Here is a 19,796-nt window from a genome sequence, read left to right on the forward strand (position 1 = left end):
AATATTTATCCATACCAAGCTGTATATTTGGCACAGAATCGCCTCTAAAAAATCGAATTAAGTTGTGTTTAATAGTATTAATTCATTATTTCATGAGAATAAATTGTAAATTAATGTATAATAATGTCCGAAAACGCTTAATAAAAAACATTTGGAGTAAATATGGATTCAGTACTTAATTGGCTTAACGATAACTCAGGCCTAATCTTACACTACGGTATACAAGCTGCTATTGCGCTTGTTATCTTTTTAATTGGTAGTCGTGTTGCTAAGTTTTGTTCTAACTTAACCGAAAAAGGTTTTGCTAAGAAGAAAGTAGATAAGGCAGTTGGATCTTTTGTTGCTAGCATCGTGTTCACTCTTGTGTTCGCAGTAACCATTTTAATGGCGCTTTCGCAAATTGGCATTGAAACAACATCATTCATTGCTATTTTAGGTGCTGCCGGCTTAGCTGTTGGTTTAGCGTTACAAGGTTCATTATCTAACTTTGCGTCAGGCGTACTAATTATTTTACTTCGCCCATTCAAATCAGGTGACTTTGTTGAAGCTGGTAATAAAATGGGTACCGTTAAGAAAATCGAAATTTTCTCAACTGAACTACGTACTCCAGATAACAAAGTAATCATCGTACCTAACTCTCAAATAATGTCAGGTGCTATTACAAACTTCTCGCGAGAGTCTACTCGTCGTATCGACTTAGTTATTGGTGTTGGTTACGATGCTGATTTACGTCAAGCTAAAGAAGTATTGAAGTCTGTATTAGATGCAGAAACACGCATACTTAAAGATCCAGCTTATACTGTAGCTGTAAATGAGTTAGGTGATTCTAGCGTAAACTTTGTTGTTCGCCCTTGGGTTAACGCTGCTGATTACTGGCCAACATACTGGTCTCTAATGGAAAACATTAAAATTGCATTAGACGAAGCTAATATTGCTATCCCGTTTCCACAAATGGATGTTCATTTTCACAAGCAAGACTAATTTTAAATACCTATTTAATTAAAGCTCGTTTTAATTGTTGCAGTAGTAAAGCAACTTAAAAATATAAAATTTTCATGTGGAATTTTCTACATGAAAATTTTAATGTAATTAATGAGTTGTTTTGCTTGCTCTAACAAGTAGCGATTTAATAAAATAGATACACATTTTATACAAAGGTTATTTTTTAATGAAATTAAAGCTTTTATCAATTTTAGTTGCAGCCTCTGCTGCAACTAACGCATTTGCTGCAGACGCAGACCAAAAAACGTGGGAAGTTACCAGTGAGCTTGGTGCTATTATCACAAGCGGTAATACAGAAACAACCACACTTAAAGGTGGTATTAAAGTTCAGCACAATCTTGAAAACTGGAACAACGAATACAAACTAGACGGCATCTATAAAGAAGATGAAGTTGAAGATGCGAATGGCGACAAAAACAAGCAGCGTACTAATGAAAAGTACTCAATTTCTGCGCAAGGCAATTACAAATTAAATGAAGATCATTCTCATTTATTCATTTATGGTTCACACGTTTCAGATTATTTTGGAGCGTATAGAAGTGAGTCAGTAATTTCTGCTGGTTACGGTTTACGTTTACTAAACGAAAAAACCATGTGGTTAAATGCTGAAGTAGGTCCTGGTTATAAATACTTTGAATATCCAGATGACAGCTCTGAAGTTGATGATAATGGTAACTCTCTTGCTGGTGAATTTGAAGGTGAAGTAATTGCCTTAGGTAAATTAGATTACAACTGGCAAATTTCTGAGAGCGCACGTTTTACGCAATTAGTTGCTGTTGAGTACGGTGATACAAACACTAAAACTCGTTCAGAAACTGCATTACTTGCAAAAATAAACGGCTCGTTACAAATGAAAGTTGCTTTTAATGTTACCAACAACTCAGATGTTGCTGATGATAAAGAAAGTACAGATACTGAAACGTCATTCACGTTGGTTTACAGTTTTTAACCAATGCAACTAAGTTAATGACACTAAAGCGACAAAAGGGACGAAAGTCCCTTTTTTATTTGCTCAAAATTAATGTATTATAGCCACCAATTTTGGTTGTAGACCTAGGGATATACCTACTCGTGAAAGTTTTTACACAATTTATTAGTGCTTTTATTCTACTTTGTAGTTTTAGTGCTTTGGCTTTTACGCCAACAGCCTCGCAAATTGAGCAATTTAAAAAATTGCCAAAAGCCCAACAAGAAGCCTTAGCCAAGCAATACGGTGTCGATTTATCAACGATCACTGGTACAAACCAATCTAATAATCAAAATAATACAGAGCAACAAAACAGTATTGGCGAGCGCGCAGAGCCAGAAAAAGAAAAGCTAACAGATGAAGAGCGCTTCAAACCAAAAGCAGACGAATTAAAACCATATGGTTATGAGTTGTTTGCAGGTGAACCCACTACATTTATGCCAAGCGAAAATGCCGCAGTACCCGATACGTACATTGTAGGCCCTGGCGATCAGTTAAAAATTAACTTTTACGGAAAAGAAAGCAATAGCTATGAAGTAATAGTTGATCGTGAAGGGCGTATTAGTATCCCTGATTTAAGCCCTGTAGAAGTGGCAGGTTTGACCTTTGCTGAAATTAAAGAACTAATAAAAGTAAAAGTAGAGCAAGAAGTTATTGGCGTAAAAGCTTTTGTATCGCTTGGTCAACTTCGTAGCATGCGTATTTTAGTGCTAGGTGAGGCTTACAAGCCGGGTAGCTACAGTGTTTCTTCATTAACAACAGTGTCGCACGCATTATTTGTAAGCGGTGGCGTATCTGATATTGCATCGTTACGTAATATTCAAGTTAAACGAGCAGGCAAGGTCGTTGCAAATTTTGACCTTTACGACTTACTTATTAATGGCGATAGCAGTAACGACATAGTACTAAAGCCTGGTGATGCTGTATTTATTCCATCGGTTGGTGCTCAAGTAATAGTTGAAGGCGCAGTTAAACGCCCTGCTATATTTGAACTTAAAAAAGGAGAGTCTGCAAAGCAGTTATTAGCAATGACGGGAGGTCTTAAACCAAATGCTTATGCTAAGAGCGCAATTGTAGAGCGCTTTAACTTTGATCGTAAAGAAGTGCTGTCGGTAGACTTTTCAAAATCACAAATTAACTACATCCCACAAGATGGCGACCGTATTCGTTTTAATTCGGTTAGCTCGCAATATAAAAATTCAGTTAGTTTAATCGGTGCTGTAGCACGCCCTGGTAATTATCAATGGCATCAAGGTAAACGCATTTCAGATGTACTTAAATCAGTGCGTGGTGATTTACTACCACAAGCAGACTTGAGTTACGGGCTTGTTATTCGCGAGATCAATATAAACGGTGACATAGAAGCGCATCAGTTTGATGTAGCCCAAGCTATTATCAAAAACTCAGAAAATAACTTACAGCTTCAAAGCAACGACAAAATTGTTATATTTAGTCGTTTTGAAGAAAAAGAAGCCGAGCTATCTGCATTAGCAAATATGGCACTTAGCCAAGAACAACAAGAGCAACAGCAAAAAGCAGATCAGTGGCATAAGTTTGAGCAAAAAGAATTCGAAAAATACATTGGTGTTAATCAAGAAGACGAAGAACTTGTTCTTGAAGACAATAAAATACTAACGATTGCTGAAATTTCTAAACGCAAAGCAAAAGAAAAAGAAGAGCAAGAGCTCAAGCCTGAAGATTACGCGTTATTTAGCCGTCATAATTTGTTAGCTCCAATTATTGCTAAATTTAAGCAGCAAGCATCAGTGCAGCAAGCGATGCAACTTGTCGAAATTAGTGGCAACGTAACTTTTCCAGGTATTTACCCATTAATGGTTGGTGGCGAAGTAAAAGACTTAATAACAGCAGCAGGTGGATTGCTTGAGTCGGCCTATGTAAAACAAGCTGAGATCACACGTATTGTGGCAAGTGACGGCTCTAAAATTGAGCACTTACGACTTGACCTTGAAAGTGCAATGAAAGGTGATTTACAAAGTAATATCACACTACAGAGCAAAGACAGCATAAACGTATTCGCAATACCAAATTGGCAAGAAAACGTAAAAGTTGAGCTAAAGGGGGAGCTTAAATTCCCGGGTACTTACACTATACGCCGTGGTGAAACGCTAACTGAACTACTCGAACGTGCAGGTGGCTTTTCAAGGTTTGCAGAGCAAAAAGCTGCAGTATTTACGCGTACATCTATAAAAGAGCAAGAGCAAAAGCAACTAGCGCGCTTATCTACAGAGCTTCGCCGTGATATAGCTTCAAAAAGCTTTCAGAACTCAGTAAGCAGTAGCACACTGTCTTATGAAGAGATGAATATGCTATTGAACGATCTTGCTAGTGTTGAAGCTGTAGGGCGTTTAGTCATTGACTTGCCATTAATTGTAAATAATCAACAGAATTTAGTGCTGCAAGATGGCGATACACTTTACGTACCAAGCAAGCGCGATTCAATTAGTGTAATTGGTGAAGTTAACTACTCAACATCGCATCTTTATAAAACAGGTGTAAGTGTTGATGATTATATAGCGCTAAGTGGCGGGCTCAAAGAGCGTGCAGCTGAAGACCGAATTTACATTATTAAAGCCAATGGTTCAGTGAAAATACCAAATACAGGTGGCTGGTTTGCAGCAAATAACTCAGACCAATTAGAACCAGGTGACACAATAGTAATTCCTATGGATGCAGGGCACATGGATAAGCTAACGCTTTGGAGCACAGCAACGCAGATTCTTTATCAGCTTGGTGTGGCAGTTGCAGCGATTGGTAGTCTTTAGCTACTGATTTTAAAAATGGAAATTAAAGAGAATTTAATGAATATAAATAGCTCTACTGCTGAAAGAAAAAATACTAAACATGATGAAGAGCTTACGTTTAGTGAATTACTTATCATACTTTGGCAAGGTAAATTGATTGTTATCAGTTTCTCGTTTTTTGTATTAGCACTTTTTACTGCTTACGCAGTTAATATGCCTAACATTTATAAATCTGAAGCTTTATTAGCACCAGCAGAAGCGAATACTAATAGTGCTATGTCTGGTATTGGTGGACAATTAGGAGGCTTAGCAAGCTTGGCCGGTGTTAACCTGGGGGCGGCTAGTGGGGACCAATCTGCATTAGCTATTGAAATTATAAAATCTAGAAAATTCGCAAGTGATTTTATTGTCCGTTATGATTTATTAAAAGACTTAATGGCGGCTGAGAAATGGAATCCAAAATCAAATCAAATACAGTACGATCCTGATACTTATGATGCTCAAGAAAAAAAATGGGTTAGAGATGTCTCTTTTCCCTATAAACAAAAACCTTCTCTACAAGAAGCCTATGAGAAGTATCTTGAGTTTATCAAAGTCAGCGCAGATAAAGCCTCGGGTTTAGTAACTATATCCGCAACTCATGTTTCTCCAACCGTTGCACAAAATTGGGTAAATTGGATTATCGAAGATATTAATAAAGTTATGAAAAATAGAGATGTTAGAGAAGCCAATAAAAGCATCGCATTTTTGACTAAACAGCTTGAACAAACGGCGGTAGCAGAAATGAAAGGTGCTTTATATTCACTAATTGAAGAGCAAGCTAAGACTGTTATGTTTGCAACTGTACGTGATGAGTACGTGTTCAAAACTATTGATCCTGCAATTATCTCTGAAAAAAAGTACAAACCAAGCCGAGCTATTATATGCATAATAGGGCTACTGTTAGGCGGCTTTCTTGGTGGAGTATTTGTTCTTATCCGTTACTTTATAAAACTAGATAGCACTACGTTTAGTGAATAAGTGGTATTGGGAATAATTGAATGAATTTATGTAATAAAAAATATGATTAAGAACTTATATAGGCTTCTGCTTACAGTTCTATTTTTTCCTTTAAGTTTATTAAAGCGAAAAAATATAATGCTATTTTATTCTGATTTTGATTATGCTGATAGCACACAATTTGTTTTTGAAGAAGCTGTAAAACAAGGGCATGAAGTATATTATTTATCTAAAACTGGAAACTTGGATAATGTCCCTAATGAATTCAAACAATATGTTTTAAAAGCTACATCTACTAAAGCCGCATTTTATTTATCTCGTGCTAAAGTGTTGTTTTTAACGCATGGTTTTGGGCAATTACCTTTACTTTTTTTTGGCTTGAAAGTAATACAGTTTTGGCATGGAGTGCCGTTCAAAAAAATACTTCTTGATAGCGAATTTGATACTAAAAAGTTTAATTTCAACTTTTTAAATCATATATATAAAAAGCTCTATAAAAAGCGAATAAATTTGTATGATTATATTGTTTCTACAGGAGAGAGAACGTCACAAATTTTTTCGAATGCATTCGGAGTAAGTGCTAGCAGAGTTTTAAACCTTGGTAGTCCACGTCACCAAAAAATGGCTGAATTTAAAAGAGCCACTCGTACGGTAAAAAAAGTGATATATCTTCCTACTTGGAGAAGTGACAGAACTGTACTTAGTAATACGTGTGAAAAAATCTTGTCAGCTGGTTTCCAAGAACAATTGCGCCAAGAGAATATACAACTTGATATTAGCTACCATCCATTTGATCAAGTGTTTTTTAGCAATTACTTTAACCAAAATCCGAATGTTTTAAAAAGTACTTTTAATATATATGAGCAATTTAATGAATATGATGCGTTTATAGTTGATTACTCAAGTGTCGCTTTCGATTTATCAACAATAACAGATAATGTTTTATTTTTATTACCCGATATTAAACAGTACCAATCGGAAAGAGATCTCTATGTTGATATTAGCGAAGTCGCTGGAGGGCTCTGCGCCACAAATCATGTTGAGCTACTTAGGCTATTGAGAGAAATTAAAAGTAACAGAAATCTAAATAATAATATTAAAAAACTTAAGTTTGTTGAAAAAAACGATAATCCGATTCAAAAAATAATTCATTTTGTTGAAACTAAGATTTTTGAATAAAAATGAAAAATATTATGATTACTAATAAATTGAGCCGAATCGGTAAAATAAAACTTTTAATGAGGCATAGCGTAGCTAAAAATGCAATTGCCTTGTATATAATTCAAGCTGTAAAAATATTAGCTCCTTTTTTGATTCTTCCATATTTATCTAGAGTATTCACCAAAGAAGAGTTTGGTGTCTATATGGTAGTTTTATCTCTGAGTGCCATAGGGTTAATAGTTACTGACTTTGGTTTTAATTTATCAGCAACCTATGAAATAGCAAAAAAAAGAGAGAATAAAAAGTACATAAATGAGCTTATCGGATCGGTAATAGTTATAAAGTTATGTTTGCTTTTCGTTTGTAGTTTGGCTTTGTATACCTATAGCTTCTATTTTCCGGAAGTAATCCCGCATAATATTGTTATTTTTATTTGTTTAAATATTTTTTCTCAATCGTTTATTTTTTCATGGTTTTTTCAAGGTATCGAAAAAATGAAAGAGATAACTTTATTTGTAGTAGCTTCTCGAGTTATTTATCTTATTTTAACCGTATTACTAATAGATGTAGACTCAAGTGTAAATGATTTAATAGTTTTGCTTGCAATAAGTAATTTAATAGGCTCAGTATTATCTATCTCTTTAGTTTATAAATATGGTTATAAAGTATGTATAAGTTCATTAAGAAACACTTTACTACATTTTAAAAACAGTTCTCAATTCTTTATTTCTAGAGCTGCCGTTGGTGTTTACACATCATCAAGTGTATTTATAGTTGGCGCATCAGCAGGGGTCGCTCAAGCTGCTGCTTATGGTGCCTGTGAAAAAGTGTATCAAGGATCGCTAAGCTTAACACAACCGATAAGTCAGGCTTTATTTCCATTTATAGCTAGAACAAAAAGTTTACGCTCTCTTTCACTAGTTTTACTCGTAATTGGTTTTCCTGTGGCCATATTTTGTTTATTAATTGGCTTATATGCTGACCAAGTGATGGGAATTGTATTTGGAGAGGCTTATTTTAATTCGGGTCAAGTTTTACAAGTGTTTTTGATAATAACATCAATCAATTTTATTAGTATTATTATGGGGTACCCTGCATTTTCAGCTCTCGATAAAGTACATATTGCTAACTATACCGTTATTTTTGGCGCATTTTTACATCTAGGGCTTTTAACTTATATTTATTTTTTGAAAGAAATAACCGCCTTTAATGTAGCCTGCGCTGTACTAATTACTGAAACAATAGTCATGCTTTTACGAGTATCCATATTCTTTTTCTATAAAAGAGAGATTAATAATGAGCCTAATTAAACGCCTAATCAAGGCTACTTATCTTCAAACTTTATTTAACTTATTTAAATTATTTCCTGTAAAAAAGAAACGTGTACTTTTTAGTTCCTTTTATGGTCGCCAATGTAGTGGCGATCCCAAAGCCATATATGAAAAGTTATTAAGTTTAAAAACAGATCATGAACTTATTTGGGTATTAAATAAACCAGGTGATTTGTCTACTAAAGTAGTTAAACGTTATTCATTAAAGCATTTATTTTATTTAGCGACATGTGAATTTCGTATTGATAATTGTCAAGAAAGTCATTATTTAAAGCCTAAAAATAATACAACTTATATACAGACATGGCATGGCACGCCATTAAAAAAAATAGCTCAAGACCTTGATGATGCTTTTATTGAACATAAGCAAGATTGGCTTTTAGATGCTAACTATTGGGATTTCCTTTTCGCACCTTCTTTAGAAATAGCCGAAATATTTTCAAAAGCATTTAAAATAGATAATAAAAAGGTAATTAATACTGGGAATCCTCGTAATGAAATACTCAGTAACAGTAATACTATTTTAATGGATAAGGTCAAAACTAGTTTAAATATTCCAAGCACAAAAAAAATAATCTTATATGCACCTACATTTAGAGATGATGAACAAGGTAAATTTTATTTAAAGTTATCAAAAGACAAAATCGTAAATGTCCTCGGTAACGATTATCTTTTTTTAGTTAGACTTCATTCTAATATTAAGCATTTAGTAAATGGTTCTTTCGATAATGAGAATATCATAAATGTAACAGAATATGATGATGTTCAAGAGCTTATGATGATTAGCGATGTTTTGATTACAGACTACTCGTCTGTATTTTTTGACTTTGCTATAACTGAAAAACCAATGCTTTTTTACCCATATGACATTGATAAGTATAAAAACACGTTAAGAGGCTTCTACTTTGATTACCAAAGTACAGTTCCAGGTAAAGTTGTATATAATGAAGACTCTCTTATTGAAGAAATACTTAAATTAGAGAACAAAGAATATAAAAAATCTGAGCTAAATAGAGTTAAACTTTTCAATCAAAAGTTCAACCAAAATAAAGTTGATTCAATCAGTATATTAAAGCAAGTTGGCCTACTAGATGAAGCTTAATGTTTATGGGTTAACTCTCTTAACATTTTTGAATTTTGTATTTCCTGTATTAGGGTTGCTCGCTTTTAGTTGTGTAGCTTTTATAGTAAAGCTAGAGGTTTATGCTAGAAAGGTAGTTTTCATTAACATTACGTTTTCTTTAGCATGTATAGCATTTTTTTATGAAAGGATTAATGGAACTGGAGATGTAGTCAATTACATCGTTTCTTATGAGAATTATGCAAATAGATCAGTGGAGTCATTTTATATTGCAAATATATATGAAGCATTTTATGTATCGTGGTACTACATCCTGTATATATTTAATAAATTAAATTTTGAATTTCAAAGTGTTACATCTCTAGCTGTAATAACTATCTTTGGTAGTTTGTTTTTTATTCATAATGATCTTTATAAAACACTCAAAGATAAAAATTCAGATAGGCTTTTGTTATTTAAGATTTTTTGCTTTTTTTCTTTTTTTTCCATTGTATCAAGCTACAAAACATTATGGGCCTTTTCGTTAGTTTATCTTGGTATTTATCAGCTTTGTAAAAATAAAAAAATAGGTTACTTGTTTATAATTTTAGGGGCGGGCTTTCACCCTATAGCATCGGTTCCGATACTTGTTTACTTTGTATCGAAGTTTATTGAATTTAAAAAGAAATACCTAGTTATAGCTTTGTGTATCGGGATTTTTATTAAGGTATCATCTCAAATATTTGTCCGCTATTTGAATATTCCATTTATAGGAGATAAAATCCAGTCCTATGTATTGGGTGAGTGGGCAAATTATCGCTTCCATGAGAATGGAGAGTATATAAAAGTTTATTTAATATTTTCTCTAATACTTTGTGTATTTTATTTTGTGTATAACAATTTCATAGATTTAAAAAAAATAAAACAAAGCCATCTATCTCGGTACTGTAACTTTGCATTACTGTATTTTTCTTTTTCACTGATTTTTGTCGGTTTTAGAACGCTAGAAATTAGGTTGATGTCTGTAGGTATAATTTTTTTGTTTCCTTTGTTTTATGTTAGCTTTTCGCAAAGAACTGTGTTTAAAAAGAAGGGCATAGCTCTCATAGGGCTTTTTCTTTGGTTAGCGGTTATAGACGTTCGGTTATTTAATTTTTCAAATAGTGCTTATCTTGTTGGAAAAGGCTTGCCGGTAAATATTTTTATTTCTCCAGTTATAAGAACTTTATATGAATAATAAGTTAATTTCGGTAATTATGAGTGTTTATAATGAAAAGCCTGAGTGGCTTATCAGTTGTATAGATTCAATTTTGATGCAAACATACAAAAACTTAGAGTTTGTAATCGTTTTGGATAATCCTAATAATTTAGTTCTGAAAAATATTTTGCTGAAATATCAAGCTTTAGACAACCGGGTAAAGTTAAATATAAATGATAAAAACCAAGGTTTAATATTTAGCTTAAATAAAGCTTTGGCTATTTGTTCTGGTGAGTACATTGCTAGAATGGATGCAGATGATATTGCAAAGCTTCATCGATTCGAAGCTCAAATACGTTATTTAGAAGCTAATAATCTTGATCTCGTTGGGGCCAATGTAGAGTTTTTTAATGACGAACAAGGGACGTTTCATTACACAGATAAGTTAAGAACACATTCATTCATAAAAAAAATGCTTCAGGTTGGTACCATTGGCATTGTTCATCCTACTTTTTTTGCTAAAGCTGAAGTGTACGAGACTCTTAATGGTTACGGACAATCTTTACATACTGAAGACAAAGAGTTTTTAGCACGTGTTTTTGTAAATGGTTTTAAAGTAGGTAATGTTGGAGAATGTTTACTCTCATATCGTTATAGTGAAACAAGTATTACTAAGTCTAATTCATTTCATGTTTATAAAATGGGACGGTACGTAACGAATGTTTTTAATCAATATTTAAAAACAGGTAACTATAATTTCGATATTACTTTTATCGAGCGGGTTAAAGCATCAAATGAAGAATTAAAAGCGTTTAATACAAAGCAAGTAAAATTAGGTGAAGCTCGCTCAGCTGTACATAATAAAAAGTACTTTAAAGCGCTAAAATATTTACTGCATTGTATAATATTATCGAGATCGACATTATTAACTATTAAAATTAATATATGGCTTAAATTACTTAGAATAGTAGAAAAGAAAAAAGATAAGGTGTCAATTGCTGTTCCTTTATAGGTATTTGTTATAAAATACCACCCTTTTGATTTCAGAAGTTAGGCTGTTATCGCTTACTTAGCCAGTGAGCTAGTTTAGCTTAATATAACTAAATGTATTTAAGAGTTAATCGTGTATAAAATATTATCAAATTCCTTAGTGTGTCATTCATTCGGTTTGTTATTTACCGGGTTAGTTATGGTTGTTACCGCCACTAACTCTATTTATGATTTATCTACACAAAACTCAATTTTATTAGTTTTATTGAGTTATATAGCGACCTCATTTACCTTACCGCTAATTGCTAGGTATCTACTTGTTGATCAAAAATATTACATAATACCAATTGTGTTTTCAGTTTATAGTATCTCATTAGCTTTTGTTGTGGTGCTCCGCTTTGAGTATTCTTTGTGGCTGATTTTGGTAGGAGCGTTTGCTAGTTTTTTATGGCTATTCGTAACAACAATTTTAAGAACTAATGATAAAAAGTTGACCTTGCATGTCATTGGCAATTTTGACTATTCAGAGTTGTTAATACATCCAGGTTTAGATGTGCATGTGCTTACAAAACCTTACCAACAAAGTGATATATCTCATGGTCTAGTAGTTGATTTACATCAAAATCTTGAATCTCACGAAGAGAAATTCATCGCAAACTGTAGCTTAAATAGTATTCCTGTTTATCATGCAGAAAGCATCAAAGAAATGATCGATGGTAAAGTACAAGTTAAGCACCTGTCAGAAAACTCCATAGGTACACTTCAGCCAAATCCAATATATCAAATTTTCAAAAGGTTTTTTGAATCAGTTATAATTATTACCACTTTACCAATTACATTATTAATCATGGTTGTTACAGCAATATTAATACGGTTAGAGAGCTCGGGCCCTGTTATTTTTACTCAGGAAAGGGTTGGACAAGGAGGAAGAGTTTTTAAAATTTATAAGTTCAGAAGTATGACAGTAAAAACTAGTTGTGCAGAGGACAAATTTGCTACTGAAGAGTGCGCAAGGATTACCCCTATTGGTAAAGTAATAAGAAAAGTGAGAATCGATGAATTACCGCAGCTTTTTAATGTTTTAAAAGGAGATATGGCACTAATCGGACCTAGGCCAGAGCAAGAATCTTTTGTTAAACTTTTTGAGCAAGAAATTCCATTTTACGCTTATCGACATATGGTTAAGCCTGGAATTACAGGTTGGGCACAAACTGTTCAGGGGTATGCTGATGATACTGACTCGACTAAAGAAAAGTTAGCTTATGATCTTTACTATATTAAGCACTTATCTTTTTGGCTAGATGTAAATATAGTATTCAAGACTATCCGAACTATGCTCACTGGTTTTGGGGCTAAGTAATGATGTCGTTAGTATCAATTATTATGCCAGCGTACAATGCTGAAAAAACAATAGAAAAAAGTATAATATCGATACAAAATCAAACTTACGGTCGCTGGGAATTACTAGTTACTGACGATAACTCTACAGATGCAACACGCTCTATTGTACTTGAACTTGCAAAAAGTGATAAGCGCATAAAATACTTTCCCAATAAAGGAAAGTCAGGAGCTTGGTCTGCGAGAAATAATAGTATAAAGGTTGCCGAAGGTGAGTATATTGCTTTTTTAGATAGCGATGATACATGGTTACCTCAAAAGCTAACTCTTCAAATCAGCGAAATGAAAGCAAAAAATGTAAATGCTTCACACAGTAGCTATTATCGTGTTTCAGATACTGGAAAGGTTATTGGTATTAAAAAAGCAAGTAAATTAGTTTCCTTAAACGATATGCTGAAAAAAAATTGTATAGGAAATCTTACTGGAATTTACAATGCAAAAGCATTAGGTAAGTTTTACCAGCAAGAAGTTGGACATGAAGATTATGCTATGTGGTTAGAAGTGTTAATAAGTACCGATTCAGTTGGAATTGAGCAACCTATGGCAAACTATTTAGTAACTAGTAATAGTCTGTCGAGTAATAAGTTCAAAGCGGCCTTATGGCATTTTAATCTTTTAAGAAAGCATAAGAAGGTTAGTGCATTTAGTATTTGGTACTATTTTTGTTGTTATATAGTTAGTTCCATTAAATCTAGAGTTTAGAGTTTCCCTCACAATTATCTTTTAAACAGCATCCATACTTGGTGAGTGCTGTAATCAATATATTATAGGTATTAGATTAAATGAAAAATAAAGTTGTTTACGTATCAGGAACGTTTGATCTGTTTCACAGTAACCATTTAAAAATGATTAATTATGGGAGAGGCTTAGGCGACACTTTAATTGTCGGCGTTAGTACTGACGAACTAGTGTGCTCATACAAAAAGCCTCCCGCTGTCCCTTTTGAAGAGCGATTTGCTATTGTTGAAGGACTTAAAGATCCTGATGTTGTTATCCCACAACGCACTTTAGACCACGTAGAAACTGTTGAAAATCTTAATATCGATGTATTTGTTATAGGTGATGATTGGAAAGGCAAATATGATTATTTAAAAGAACAAGGGGTAAAAGTTTTTTATTTTCCATATGGCGCTGGTGTAAGTTCAACTAACCTTAAGAAAAAGATTTATGACCAATATAAAAAGCTAGTCGAGCAAAGTGATGTTCATCCTATTCCTGAGCCTAAAAAATGAATATACTTATCACAGGTGGGCAAGGTGATTTAGCTAAGTTTATTACACTGCACTTATTACAAATAGGCCATAATGTTGATTCACCTTCCCGTAAAGAGCTAGATGTTACGGTAATAGATTCAGTAAATGAATTTTTTGAAGGCAAACAATATGATGTTGTAATTAATGCCGCTGGCACACTTTACTCTAGTACCGTTGCAGAATCAGAACCAAGTTTATGGATCCGTGATATCGAAGTTAATTTAATCGGAACTTACTTAATTTCGCGAGCTGCTATTAAAGCAGATAGACAAGTCCACCTAGTTAATATTTCTTCAACAGCTGCTTTTAATAGTTATAAAGATTGGACTTCTTATTGTGCATCAAAAGCTGGTGTTGTAACTTTGTCTAAAGGGTTACATAAAGATGATTGTAATGTAACAGTAATGTGTCCTGGCGCTGTTCACACTAAGCTTCGTAATGGTCTATTAATAGATAATCCTAACGTAATGACTCTTGCTGAGGGTGCAAAGCCTATATTAGATGCTATCAGTATGAAGAAAAGTTACGGAAAACTATTCTTTTATAGGAAAAACGAAAGCTATGAAGAGGAATTATAGGTAGTACTATATTTTTATTCGGCTGTATAAGATGTCTGGCCTTTCATGTTCGTTAGCGTGAATGAGATAGGCCTCGTTAAACTACTAAAAGTAGCTTACAGCAAAAAAGCTACGTGTAGATTATTTCACTATGTTACATAATGCAGGATGAATATAATATCTGTTAATATTTGGGGTGCTCACCAATCTCAATTTTAACTTCATTACCTAATACCTCTTTATATTTTTTGGCCAAACCCGCTTTAGCATCATCATCTCCATGTACGATTTTTATATGGCTTGGCTTTTTATGCATACCCGTTACAAACTTAATTAATCCGTTTTGATCGGCATGGGCGCTGTAGCCACTAATTGTATGTACTTTGGCGTTTATAGTAATACGAGCATCATTTATAAAAACATACCCATTACGCGGGCCATATTTTTGAATTTCGCGGCCTAACGTTTTATTACCTTGATAACCTACAAACAATACATCGGTGGTTTTATCATTTATAAATCGCTCAAGATAATTAACTATTCGACCTCCTGTGCACATACCGCTTGCAGCTAATATTATGGCTGGTGTTTGCCGCGAACTTAAATAGTTAATAATAGCCAAATGCTCTTTGTGTGAATCAACCGTAGTTAGGTTTTTAAAATCGAGCGGGTGCCTACCATTTGCAACTTTGCATTTGGCTTCACTATCCCATAAGTGCTTAAATTTTTTGTATTGCTCAGTAAAATTTGCTGCCATAGGGGAATCGAGTATTACGTGAATGTCTCGCCACTTAGACTTTTTAGATGAGCTATGTATGAGTTGCTCTAGCTCGTATAGCAGCTCTTGTGTACGCCCAATACTAAAAGCCGGTACTAAAATAACACCATTGTCGGCTACGGCGCGTTCAATAATGCTTTTTAGCGTTTTTGTACGCTCCTTGCGGCCTTGATGATTTTTATCGCCGTAGGTTGATTCAATAACTAGGGTATCGGCTTTATAGGGCGGCTTAGGCGAAGGGAGTAACGGGGTATATGGCGCGCCTAAGTCTCCTGAAAATACAACGCGGTGTTTGTTGTTATCATTATTTGTAACATCAATTTCAACGTAGGCAGAACCTAATATATGCCCAGCACGCTGAAACCTCGCTTTAGTTTTATTGAGCCCTTTGCAAGGTAGTTCAAACCACGTTTTATAATTAACAGCAACTATGCGTTTATTCAATAAGCTTAAGCAGGCAGCTATAATTTTAGGGTCGCGAGTTACGCCAACCTTTAAAGCATCCTCAATTACTAAAGGTAATAAGCTGGCCGATGCAATACTTGTAAAAATAGGGCCTTTAAAACCTACAGCTAATAAGTAAGGAATACGACCAACATGGTCAATGTGGCAATGAGTAACAATAAGCGCAGTAACATGGGTAATATTAAACTCAATTGAAAGGTCGGCTTTAGAGTCTTCGCCTTGAAATAACCCGCAATCAATAAGCACACTTGTTTGCTCGTTAACTACCAGCTCGTGACACGAACCAGTAACCCCATTAACCGCTCCGTGGTGAAGTATTTGCATTGTGCTTCCTTGTCATTAATTTGTTACATTGAATTTTAAGGTAGAAGTAAAGCCATAATTATTCAAGGTTCTAACGCTTGAGCTAAATTAATAACCTCACCTACAAAGATGCGTCAACTTGTAGGTACCAATTTACTTCGCGCTCATGTTTTAACTCCTAACAACAAGTGAGGTATAAAACCTCACCTACAAATATGTACCAACTTGTAGGTGCGAATTTACTTCGCGCTCATGTTTTAACTCCTAATGACAAGCGAGGTATAAAACCTCACCTACAAATATGCACTAACCTGTAGGTGCGAATTTATTTCGCGCTCTTACCTATATATTTATTAAAAAATATTAATTAAAGTTTTTAATAAATTTCGTGGCTAAACTTTTGTTTAGCCCAATCTAAACATGGCTTTATAGGTACTAAACTAGCGTTAAAGCCTTTATTCCCTTTAAACTCAATAACAATACTTATTAAGGTGAGTGGCTATTAACTACTAAGGCGTATTTACATAGCTACTCTATGTTGGTTATAATGCCGACGTTATTTAGTTTAGCATTGTATTTTTTGCAATTTAGTTGTGTATTAAGGACTACTATGGAAAGTTGGTATTTAGTCGTATGCAAACCTAAGCAAGAAGAGCGAGCTAAAACTAACTTGCAAAATCAAGGGATTGAAGCGTTTTACCCCAAATTAACTACCGAAAGGTTGGTTAAAGGTCGTCGGACCGTCAAACACACTGCTTTATTCCCTAATTATTTATTTGTATGCCTTGAATCAAAAAATGGTAATTTTTCTGCTGTAAAAAACACCCGTGGAATAGGCGGTTTTGTTTCTTATGGATCAAATTATCAGGTGGTTTCTAAGCACATAATTGACCAGCTAAAAAATGAACGTTTACACACCACTGAATCACAAATACCAAAAACAGGTGATGTAGTAAGTGTGAATAACGATTCATTCAGTAATATACAAGCAATATACAAAGAGCCCGATGGCGACTTGCGCAGTATTTTACTAATTAACTTACTTAATCAAAAAATTGAAGTAAGTGTAGATAATAAAGATATTAAGCAATAATAACTAAAAGCGTAGCAGCGGTTTTACACCGCGTGAATTAAAAACGTAGCAGCGGCTTTATGCCGCGAAAAACAAAAATGTAGCAGCGGTTTTACACCGCGTGAATTAAAAACGTAGTAGCGGCTTTATGCCGCGAAAAACAAAAATGTAGCAGCGGTTTTACACCGCGTGAATTAAAAACGTAGTAGCGGCTTTATGCCGCGAAAAAATAGCTTTATATCAGTAAGTAGGAACTGTAACCTAAGGGCGGAAGCGTGCCCAAAACACTTAAACTCCGGTTTAATAAAATCACTTGTAGACGCACAGCTTGCTGGCGTGACGAGCAAAGCTCGTAATCTTTATATTTAAGTGTTTACTCATTTTCTCAGAAATAGGTTAAAAGCTACGTTTTTCGCGTGAGCAAGCTCTACGCCTACTTGCAAAGTTTGGTACTGTGGTTAAGTTAACTTGTAGACGCACAGCTTGCTGGCGTGACGAGCAAAGCTCGTAACCTCTATATTTAAGTGTTTGCTCATTTACTCAACAATAGGTTAAAAGCTACGCTTTTCGCGTGAGCAAACTCTACGCCTACTTGCACAGCTTGCTGGCGTGACGAGCAAAGCTCGTAATCTCTATATTTAAATGGCTTCTCATTTACTCTTCATTCACTTCTCTTTGTGCAATTGGTAATGAATGGTCCTGGTGTTTTACTAAAAATGCCTTTCAATTAAATTTATTCATAAATACCTTATGAAAATACTGATATAATTTCGGCGCTAATTAAAACTAAGTAACAAAGCTTTTACAAACCATAACCTATTGCTTCACAATAGGGCTCATGCTTTAATTAGCCAGCTAAAAATACAAGTGTTCACCAAGGTTGGTGGGCAAGTGCAATATTTAAAATAATTTTGGGATTCTACAATGGCGTTAAGCTGTAAATCACTCGCATCAATACTCGCAATACTAAGCATGACCGGCTGTACAATAGTACCAGGCAGCCACTTTGAAGGTATAGACTCAGGCGAGCAAACACAAAACCTCGAACAAGATCTCGAAAAAGTAAACATTCAAATAATCGACTCGCTACTAATAAATAAACAAAATCAGGCGCGTATAGCAGCTAAACCAATTTCAAGCACCGCTGGTTTAAACGTAAGTAATTACGAATACAAACTAGGTGTTGGCGACGTACTAACAATAGGCGTATGGGATCACCCAGAGCTAACAATACCTGCAGCAGTACAACGTACCGCAGAGTTTGACGGCTTTAGAGTACAACGAGACGGCACCATTACTTACGCCTACGCACCAAATATACCAGCAGCAGGTAAAACAATAAGCCAAGTACGCAATGAGCTGGTAAAACGCCTAAGCCGAGTGATAGAAGACCCTCAAGTAGATGTAAAAGTAGTTGGCTTTAGAAGCCAAAAAACCTACGTTACCGGCGAGGTAAAACAGCCTGGTGTATACCCAGTTACCGAAATCCCACTTACCTTAATTGATGCTCTAAACCAAGCGGGTGGCCTAACAGAAGCCGCTGATTGGCGCACAGTAACATTTACCCGAGGCGACAAAACAGAGGTTATTAAACTTGATGACTTTTATGCCCATGGTGACATTTCACAAAACCGTTTATTGCAACATGGCGACATAGTGCATGTAAACCGTAACGATGCACAAAAAATATTCGTATTAGGTGATGTTAAAAAAGCAGGTTCAGTAACGCTTAACCGCTATGGTTTAAACTTGGCCGAAGCGCTAAGCGATTCAGGTGGCTTAAATGAAGCAACAGCTGACGCTAACGGTGTATTTGTACTGCGAAAAAGTGACGTAGAGCAAACCGGTGTTATTGCAAACGTATACCAATTACACGCTAAAAATATAGCGGCAATGGTATTAGCTGAGCAGTTTGAGCTACAACCACGCGACATTGTATATGTAACATCGGCACCACTTGCCCGTTGGAACCGTGTAATTAGCTTATTATTACCGTCGGTAGCATCGGTTGATAGCCTAGACGATATTTCATCAAACTAAGGGTTTTAAAAAATGTTTGATTCAGTTTTAGTGGTGTGTGCAGGTAACATTTGCCGCAGCCCAACAGGTGAGTATGTTTTAAAGCAAAAGCTTGAAGGCAAAAATATTAAAGTATCGTCTGCTGGGTTAACAGCACTTGAAGGCAAGCCAGCAGATGCGAAAGCAAAACAAATAGCGCTCGCACATGGCGTTAATATGGATGCTCACCAAGGTCAGCAGCTTACATCAAGCTTAGTTGCGCAAAACAGCGTAATACTTGTAATGGAAGAACGCCATTTAAACGACGTACACGCTCGCTACCCAGAGGCGCGCGGTAAAACGTTTTTACTCGGTAAATGGATTAATAACGCCGAAATACCAGACCCATATCGCCAAAGCCAAGAGGCTTTTGAACACGTTTACACATTAATCGACAGCGCGTGTAGCGCTTGGCAAAAGTATTTATAAGGAATGGCTAATT

The 19,796-nt window shown here is 34.9% G+C and carries 17 protein-coding genes; 16 read left to right on the forward strand and 1 reads right to left on the reverse strand.

Annotation, left to right across the window (positions count from 1 at the left end; genetic code table 11):
* The first annotated feature begins 162 nt into the window (after positions 1-162).
* The 13 genes from I6F49_RS10365 (at position 163) to I6F49_RS10425 (ending at position 14,699) form a co-directional block, all read left to right on the forward strand.
* Positions 163-981 carry a mechanosensitive ion channel family protein gene (locus I6F49_RS10365; protein WP_166419771.1) on the forward strand — a complete coding sequence of 273 codons (819 nt, stop codon included), beginning with the start codon at positions 163-165 and terminating at the stop codon, positions 979-981.
* 187 nt (positions 982-1,168) lie between these two features.
* Positions 1,169-1,951: a DUF481 domain-containing protein gene (locus I6F49_RS10370; protein ID WP_197180270.1), complete on the forward strand. Its 783-nt coding sequence runs from the start codon at positions 1,169-1,171 to the stop codon at positions 1,949-1,951.
* A 122-nt stretch (positions 1,952-2,073) separates the two neighbouring features.
* Complete coding sequence (locus I6F49_RS10375; RefSeq protein ID WP_197180272.1) at positions 2,074-4,752, forward strand: SLBB domain-containing protein; 2,679 nt, start codon at positions 2,074-2,076, stop codon at positions 4,750-4,752.
* Between the two features lie 36 nt (positions 4,753-4,788).
* Positions 4,789-5,751, forward strand: a complete 963-nt coding sequence (locus I6F49_RS10380) for a Wzz/FepE/Etk N-terminal domain-containing protein (protein ID WP_197180274.1) — start codon at positions 4,789-4,791, stop codon at positions 5,749-5,751.
* 42 nt (positions 5,752-5,793) lie between these two features.
* Positions 5,794-6,909 (forward strand): CDP-glycerol glycerophosphotransferase family protein, encoded by a 1,116-nt coding sequence (locus I6F49_RS10385; RefSeq protein ID WP_269435368.1) that lies wholly within the window; start codon positions 5,794-5,796, stop codon positions 6,907-6,909.
* 2 nt (positions 6,910-6,911) lie between these two features.
* Positions 6,912-8,201 (forward strand): oligosaccharide flippase family protein, encoded by a 1,290-nt coding sequence (locus tag I6F49_RS10390; RefSeq protein ID WP_197180278.1) that lies wholly within the window; start codon positions 6,912-6,914, stop codon positions 8,199-8,201.
* Positions 8,188-9,324: a CDP-glycerol glycerophosphotransferase family protein gene (locus I6F49_RS10395; protein WP_197180280.1), complete on the forward strand. Its 1,137-nt coding sequence runs from the start codon at positions 8,188-8,190 to the stop codon at positions 9,322-9,324. The genes I6F49_RS10390 and I6F49_RS10395 overlap by 14 nt, the downstream gene beginning before the upstream one ends.
* On the forward strand, positions 9,314-10,519 hold the full coding sequence (locus tag I6F49_RS10400; protein WP_197180282.1) for an EpsG family protein: 1,206 nt from the start codon (positions 9,314-9,316) through the stop codon (positions 10,517-10,519). Before I6F49_RS10395 ends, I6F49_RS10400 begins: the two co-directional genes overlap by 11 nt.
* Entirely contained in the window at positions 10,512-11,492 is a 981-nt protein-coding gene (locus tag I6F49_RS10405) for a glycosyltransferase family 2 protein (protein WP_197180284.1), read from the forward strand. Before I6F49_RS10400 ends, I6F49_RS10405 begins: the two co-directional genes overlap by 8 nt.
* A 111-nt stretch (positions 11,493-11,603) precedes the next feature.
* Entirely contained in the window at positions 11,604-12,830 is a 1,227-nt protein-coding gene (locus I6F49_RS10410; RefSeq protein ID WP_331461450.1) for an exopolysaccharide biosynthesis polyprenyl glycosylphosphotransferase, read from the forward strand.
* Positions 12,830-13,570: a glycosyltransferase family 2 protein gene (locus tag I6F49_RS10415; protein ID WP_197180286.1), complete on the forward strand. Its 741-nt coding sequence runs from the start codon at positions 12,830-12,832 to the stop codon at positions 13,568-13,570. Before I6F49_RS10410 ends, I6F49_RS10415 begins: the two co-directional genes overlap by 1 nt.
* An 80-nt stretch (positions 13,571-13,650) precedes the next feature.
* Entirely contained in the window at positions 13,651-14,100 is a 450-nt protein-coding gene (locus I6F49_RS10420) for an adenylyltransferase/cytidyltransferase family protein (protein WP_192532451.1), read from the forward strand.
* Positions 14,097-14,699, forward strand: coding sequence for an SDR family oxidoreductase (locus I6F49_RS10425; protein WP_197180288.1), 603 nt, complete (start codon positions 14,097-14,099; stop codon positions 14,697-14,699). The genes I6F49_RS10420 and I6F49_RS10425 overlap by 4 nt, the downstream gene beginning before the upstream one ends.
* Before the next feature lie 163 nt (positions 14,700-14,862).
* Here the strand turns inward: I6F49_RS10425 and I6F49_RS10430 are convergent, their stop codons facing one another.
* Positions 14,863-16,245: an MBL fold metallo-hydrolase RNA specificity domain-containing protein gene (locus I6F49_RS10430; RefSeq protein ID WP_197180290.1), complete on the reverse strand. Its 1,383-nt coding sequence runs from the start codon at positions 16,243-16,245 to the stop codon at positions 14,863-14,865.
* Between the two features lie 589 nt (positions 16,246-16,834).
* Between I6F49_RS10430 and rfaH the strand changes: the two genes are divergently transcribed.
* From rfaH to I6F49_RS10445, 3 genes are all read left to right on the forward strand, one after another.
* Entirely contained in the window at positions 16,835-17,317 is a 483-nt protein-coding gene (gene rfaH, locus I6F49_RS10435) for a transcription/translation regulatory transformer protein RfaH (RefSeq protein WP_197180292.1), read from the forward strand.
* 903 nt (positions 17,318-18,220) lie between these two features.
* On the forward strand, positions 18,221-19,336 hold the full coding sequence (locus tag I6F49_RS10440) for a polysaccharide export protein (protein ID WP_007582281.1): 1,116 nt from the start codon (positions 18,221-18,223) through the stop codon (positions 19,334-19,336).
* 12 nt (positions 19,337-19,348) lie between these two features.
* Positions 19,349-19,783 (forward strand): low molecular weight protein-tyrosine-phosphatase, encoded by a 435-nt coding sequence (locus tag I6F49_RS10445; RefSeq protein WP_007582278.1) that lies wholly within the window; start codon positions 19,349-19,351, stop codon positions 19,781-19,783.
* Positions 19,784-19,796: the final 13 nt, after the last annotated feature.

Origin of the sequence: Pseudoalteromonas sp. SWN166 (genome assembly GCF_015864485.1) — a bacterium.
GTDB lineage: Bacteria > Pseudomonadota > Gammaproteobacteria > Enterobacterales > Alteromonadaceae > Pseudoalteromonas.